We start from the raw sequence: 4,999 nt of genomic DNA, 5'->3' as shown, positions 1-4,999 counted from the left end.
TCCACCTAGGGCCATGAAGGCGCAGGGGAAGAGTAGTAAACCAGACCAACCGATGAAGACGAAACGGTCTCTTTTGAGCCAGTCATCGAGAGCATCAAACAGCCCTCTTTCTGGGGCGCGTCCGACAGCAATGGTCATGGGTATTTTTCCTCTTGCTTAACTGAAATCACGGGCAAGATTTCTTAACTTTTTTGAGTCTGGGATTACTCCCATTGTCTTATAAGATGGCGCGATCGATTGACTGGATTAGCTTGACTAAACTAGCTGCGATCGCTCGTTAATCCTCACAAACTGTAAAAGATTAACGTTTCTTAAACTAGCACAAGCTAGACAATAATTTCGAGTTCGGTAAGACTTTGGTTCCTTGCGGCCTCTATCTACCTTTAACTATTATTAGCAAAAAATTACAAATCTATACAACTTGACTCATAATTGATTTTTTACGCACACAAAAGCTTTTTTGTCAATGAGTATTTATATTCATTTTTTTAATTGATCGCCATTCCCAATCCTCTAGGGGTTGCTCTAGCAATTGACAATCAAAGCATTCCTCGGCGGCGGTTTTCAGGGTAGCGATAAGGGTTTCTAGGGTCAAATCTGGGTCTAAATTCAGCTTTTGAGGGGCAGCACCGGCGAAAACTTGCTCAAACAGCGAATTATCTTGCTCTAGCACCATCGAACCATGTTGGAGAACAGAGGAACCCTGTTGCAGTTGGGCGCTACCAATAAATTTATTCCCCCAATTATCGACTAAATCCGCACCGGTAGCCGTACCAAAACAGTTAGCAGAATGGATATATCCCCGGCCGGCAGCACCGTAGGACAATTCCAGACCGAGATTTTGCCAGCCTGTGATTAAAAATTGACAGATTTGACAGTAAACTTTCCTAACATTCCCCTTCATCCCCGAATTTACCACCATATAAGTCAAATCCCCCTGATGTAGTACAGCCCGGCCACCGGTAGGACGACGAACTAGGGAGATTTTTTGACCTTGCCAAGTCAAATCACGCCAAAAATCGGGATATTGCCGTTGATGATAGCCCAAGGAAATAGCCGGGGGCGACCATTGATAAAAACGCAGAGTCGGGGGATGATCACCACAACGGTGTTGCTCTAGTAACCAAGAATCGATCGCCATTTGTTTCTCTGCCGATGAGATAATTGGAGGGATATAACGCCAAATTTTAGCTGCCACCAAAGGATTCTCGTAACATTTCATCATTATTATCTGCTACCGTCGCCACGAGAGTAATTGCTCGCGAAATCTCCCCGGGAGACAAATCGGCCACCGTACGCTGAGAAATCACCACCACCTGATCATTCATAATGGCAAAATGAGATTCAAAGGTTTCGGCACAATTCATCGCTAATAACTTGCGAGTTAATCCCAATTCATCCTTAACGGGTAATTTGAGGACAGAAGACCACACCGTGAGAAAATCATCATCGCTTTCCCCAGTTAACTGTACAAACACCTCAACGCTACCATACTGAAACTTCCAAAGATAACCTTTTTCTGTATGTTGTACCATAGCAGTATCATTCTGCTGCAGAGTAGAAATAACCGTTTCAATCATTTCTTGGTGACTGCTCGTACTAGCCAGAAATTCATCGGTCATTGACTCTATTGCGTCCGAAGTCGCTAAACTTTCTGTGGTCATAAAAATTCCCTAAACTCGATCGATCACAATCTTATCCCAAGAGAAAAGAAAAAAGTAACAAAACAGACATAGAAGAGGGGAGTGGGGAGCTTTTTTCCTGTGATTAGTAAACAGCAAACAGTAAACAGCGAAAAGACAACGGCTTAACCATTCTCTATATAAGGGTTTCAGAACTTTTTTCTCATTTTACCTAACCCACCTTGACAGAAGATAAATGACATTTTGGGCGCCGGCGGTCATTGGTGTCAACTTAAGCAAAAAGCTTAATTATTATTAAGTAGGGAGGCACAATTATTTGTAGGATGGGTTAGCGGTAGCGTAAACTATGCGGGCGTTGGGTTTCATGCTTCAACCCAACCTACGTTCATCTTATATTTAATTCCACCCACCCACTTACTGATCAGGGTAAGCTGTTTTGTCTGTCTAGTTTGAGCTTGAGTCTCGGGCTGATCGTTTCTTTTCTCCTGTTACCTGCGTGGGGTAACAGGCGGGTTAAAATGACGATTTGGTATCAGGCTTATACCGTTATGGTTTGAGCTAGTTATTCTTTTTACCACCAAATAGAGACCAAAAACCGCTCTTAGGATTCCCTTCCTTTTTTTGTCCCTTCTGGTCTTCCATTTCAGTATTAGGATTAACTACTTTATCCAGTTCCCGTTTGCACCTAATCACCGTCGCATCTTTGGGGCGGGCTTGCCAAGCGCGATTGATATGAACCCGGGCCATGGAGAGTTGATTTTGTCGCAGATAGGCTAAACCGAGCAGGGCGTGACAGATGCTATTATCTGGTTCTTCCCGTAGGGCATCGCGCAATTCTCGCAAAGCTTGGGCGGGGTTATTTTGGTCAAGAGAGGCTTGGGCGCGGCGAATATAGGCTTCTAAGGGCGATTCTTTGGCTTTAGCCGGGGCTGCCACCACGGCAGCCGCGACCACTAACTCGGACTGGCGAGGATTGCCTTGGGAGATAAAGACTTTCGGGGTAGTTTTCTTGTTGCCCTGACCTTCGGTTAGCATCAGATAAACCAGATTGAGTTCACTGAGTTGGGCGATTTTCTGATAGGTATTTTCCAGGGCGGTATATTGATCGATGGCCAAAGATTGCAGGATTTTTTGATAGGCTAATTCATAGTTAGCGGTGGACTGGGCTAGTTTTCTAGCTGGTTCGCTATTGATGGTGATTTTACCCGAATCCCGCGCCATTGCCTTGCCCATTTGTGTTAAAACAAGGCGGAATTCTTCCCGAGATAGGTCGCGGCCCAGATGTTCGTAGGCTGGGTTAACTAATTTGGCGAGTAACTGATGAGCCTGTTCCCTTTCGGCGGGGGTGTAAAGGCGACAGGTATCGGGGTGAAGTTTATAGGCGATTTTTAAGTAACGCTCTCGAATCTCCTCATGTTCGGCATCGATCGAGACTCCTAAAATAGCAAAGTGATCGATTACATCAAATTTAAATAACCCTTGGGAAATTGGAAAAGGCATACAGCAGACCCTACTCTAAAATGATAATCCCATTAAAACTGAAAACTCCAAGAGGCCGCTTTTTGCAGAGCCTGGCTTAAGGAGGTGTGAATGTGTCCGTTAGTGGCCAGAATTCGCCCCGTTTCCATCAGAAAAGGACTCTCATCGTAGGCGCTAATTTTACCGCCAGCCTCTTCGATAATAACAATTCCTGCGGCCAGATCCCAGGGATTAATCCCTCGTTCCCAATAACCATCTAAGCGCCCACAGGCCACATCGGTTAAGTCTTTGGCAGCAGAACCGCTGCGGCGTACCCCTTGGGTCAGATGGGTGAGATAACAGAATTCGGCATAATTATTATCGGGGGTTTGACAGCGATCGTAGGCAAAACCCGTCACCAGTAAACTTTTTTCTAGTTCACTGGTCCGGGAGACATGGATGGGACGACGGTTCAGAGTAGCCCCCAAACCCCGGGCTGCCCGAAATAGTTCCTTTCTAAAGGGGTTATAGATGACTCCCACTGCTGCTATCCCTGCGATCAGGAGTCCGATGGAGACGACGGATACGGGATAACCGTGGGCATAGTTGGTGGTTCCATCGAGAGGATCGATCGCCCAGAGATACTCGCTATCCGTCCCTGGCAGTTTTCCCGATTCTTCCGCTAAAATCCCGTGTTTGGGAAAGTGACGGCCAATAATTTTGAGAATTTCTGTTTCTGCTCGACGATCTATTTCCGTCACTAAATCGCCCGATCGCCCTTTTTCTTCTATTGTCTCGATTTTACCCCAATTATCGAGGATAATTGTTCCCGCTGCTAGGGCGGCTTCGCTGGCAATATCTAGGTATTTTTCTAATTGGCTGCTGGTATCTGGCACGATTAATCCCTAATCTATTCTTCATCTAAGGGTAAACCAAAACGCACTTTTCCACGGGCAAAAAAGCGACCGAATTGCAATTCATAGACTTCATCTTCGTCTTGGGTGGCTACTTCCATATCGCCACGAGCATAACTGACACAAAGTAAAGCATAACCTCTGGCTTTTAATTCCGGCGATAGTCCGATCGCTTCTGGTTGATGGATATCTCCTGATAATACCCTGACCGCGCAGCTGGTACAAGCTCCATTGCGACAGGAAAAGGGTAATTGATGACCCTGTTTTTCCAGACTGTGCAGTATATAGTTATCCTCTGGAACGGTGGTGACAAATTTTTCGCCCGTCTGACGATTGTTAACGGTGATTTGATGATATTTAGTCATAGTTTAGTTAGGCAGAAATTATCGATGCAATTCTAGATAATTCTAAATTTAGGGGCTATTTTGAGCAGCCATCTCGATTATATCATCAATATTTGCTCAAATGGTCATCATCTTGATAACTGTTAACTTTTTTGGGATCACTTGCTAATTTTTATGGCTCTTGAAACTTCATCTCTTTTAATCTAACTGCACCGTCGATAATTGAGATTTCCTGGGAGCCAATTTGCACGATCACATCTAATCCCTTGCCGATAATTTTAACTGCTGGGGGACGACTTTTCTGTACGGTCATCACCAGAAAAAATTCCTCGCTACCTGTGGCTAAAATGCGCTCACCTGTATTAGTTTTCTCGACTTTTAAAGTCACGGGAGTGATAAAAGTTCCCTGCATATTTGCCCGATTTTGAGTGATAATAAAACTATTTTTTCCGAGAGTGACATTTCCCTGTGTATTCATCACCCAAGTTTTATTAATAAATTCGGCTCTTCGTTACTCTTTATGCTAAATCAACATACAAGATGCCAAGATAACATACTTCTAACCCAAAAATTCCGAAAGTTTCTAAAGCCATAGCCTCTCCGTTTTATTAGTTTAAGTTTATTGTTGATTCCCTCGACC

7 protein-coding genes and 1 pseudogene are annotated in these 4,999 nt (G+C 44.4%); all 8 read right to left on the bottom strand.

From position 1 onward, the window contains the following. A pseudogene (locus IM515_RS03555) lies at positions 1–138 on the bottom strand (photosystem II D2 protein (photosystem q(a) protein)); the annotation flags it as partial. A 325-nt stretch (positions 139–463) separates the two neighbouring features. After that, positions 464–1,225 (bottom strand): lipoate--protein ligase family protein, encoded by a 762-nt coding sequence (locus IM515_RS03550; RefSeq protein WP_287628406.1) that lies wholly within the window; start codon positions 1,223–1,225, stop codon positions 464–466. Beyond that, the gene (locus tag IM515_RS03545; protein WP_002788948.1) at positions 1,188–1,664 is read right to left on the bottom strand and encodes a YbjN domain-containing protein; all 477 of its coding nucleotides are present in this window, start codon (positions 1,662–1,664) and stop codon (positions 1,188–1,190) included. The genes IM515_RS03550 and IM515_RS03545 overlap by 38 nt, the downstream gene beginning before the upstream one ends. Before the next feature lie 537 nt (positions 1,665–2,201). After that, entirely contained in the window at positions 2,202–3,143 is a 942-nt protein-coding gene (locus tag IM515_RS03540; RefSeq protein ID WP_287628405.1) for a J domain-containing protein, read from the bottom strand. 32 nt (positions 3,144–3,175) lie between these two features. Further along, on the bottom strand, positions 3,176–3,997 hold the full coding sequence (locus IM515_RS03535; RefSeq protein WP_287628403.1) for an inositol monophosphatase family protein: 822 nt from the start codon (positions 3,995–3,997) through the stop codon (positions 3,176–3,178). Between the two features lie 14 nt (positions 3,998–4,011). Next, positions 4,012–4,380: a 2Fe-2S iron-sulfur cluster-binding protein gene (locus IM515_RS03530; protein WP_002788945.1), complete on the bottom strand. Its 369-nt coding sequence runs from the start codon at positions 4,378–4,380 to the stop codon at positions 4,012–4,014. Positions 4,381–4,531: 151 nt separating this feature from the next. Beyond that, positions 4,532–4,837: a hypothetical protein gene (locus tag IM515_RS03525; protein ID WP_287628408.1), complete on the bottom strand. Its 306-nt coding sequence runs from the start codon at positions 4,835–4,837 to the stop codon at positions 4,532–4,534. A gap of 50 nt (positions 4,838–4,887) precedes the next feature. Next, positions 4,888–4,999, bottom strand: a 112-nt coding sequence (locus IM515_RS03520) for a transposase (protein WP_071784045.1), incomplete at its 5' end; no start/stop codon positions are given.

Source organism: Microcystis sp. M44BS1, from assembly GCF_020244875.1.
GTDB lineage: Bacteria > Cyanobacteriota > Cyanobacteriia > Cyanobacteriales > Microcystaceae > Microcystis > Microcystis panniformis.
This window is presented reverse-complemented; position numbering and strand designations above follow the sequence as displayed.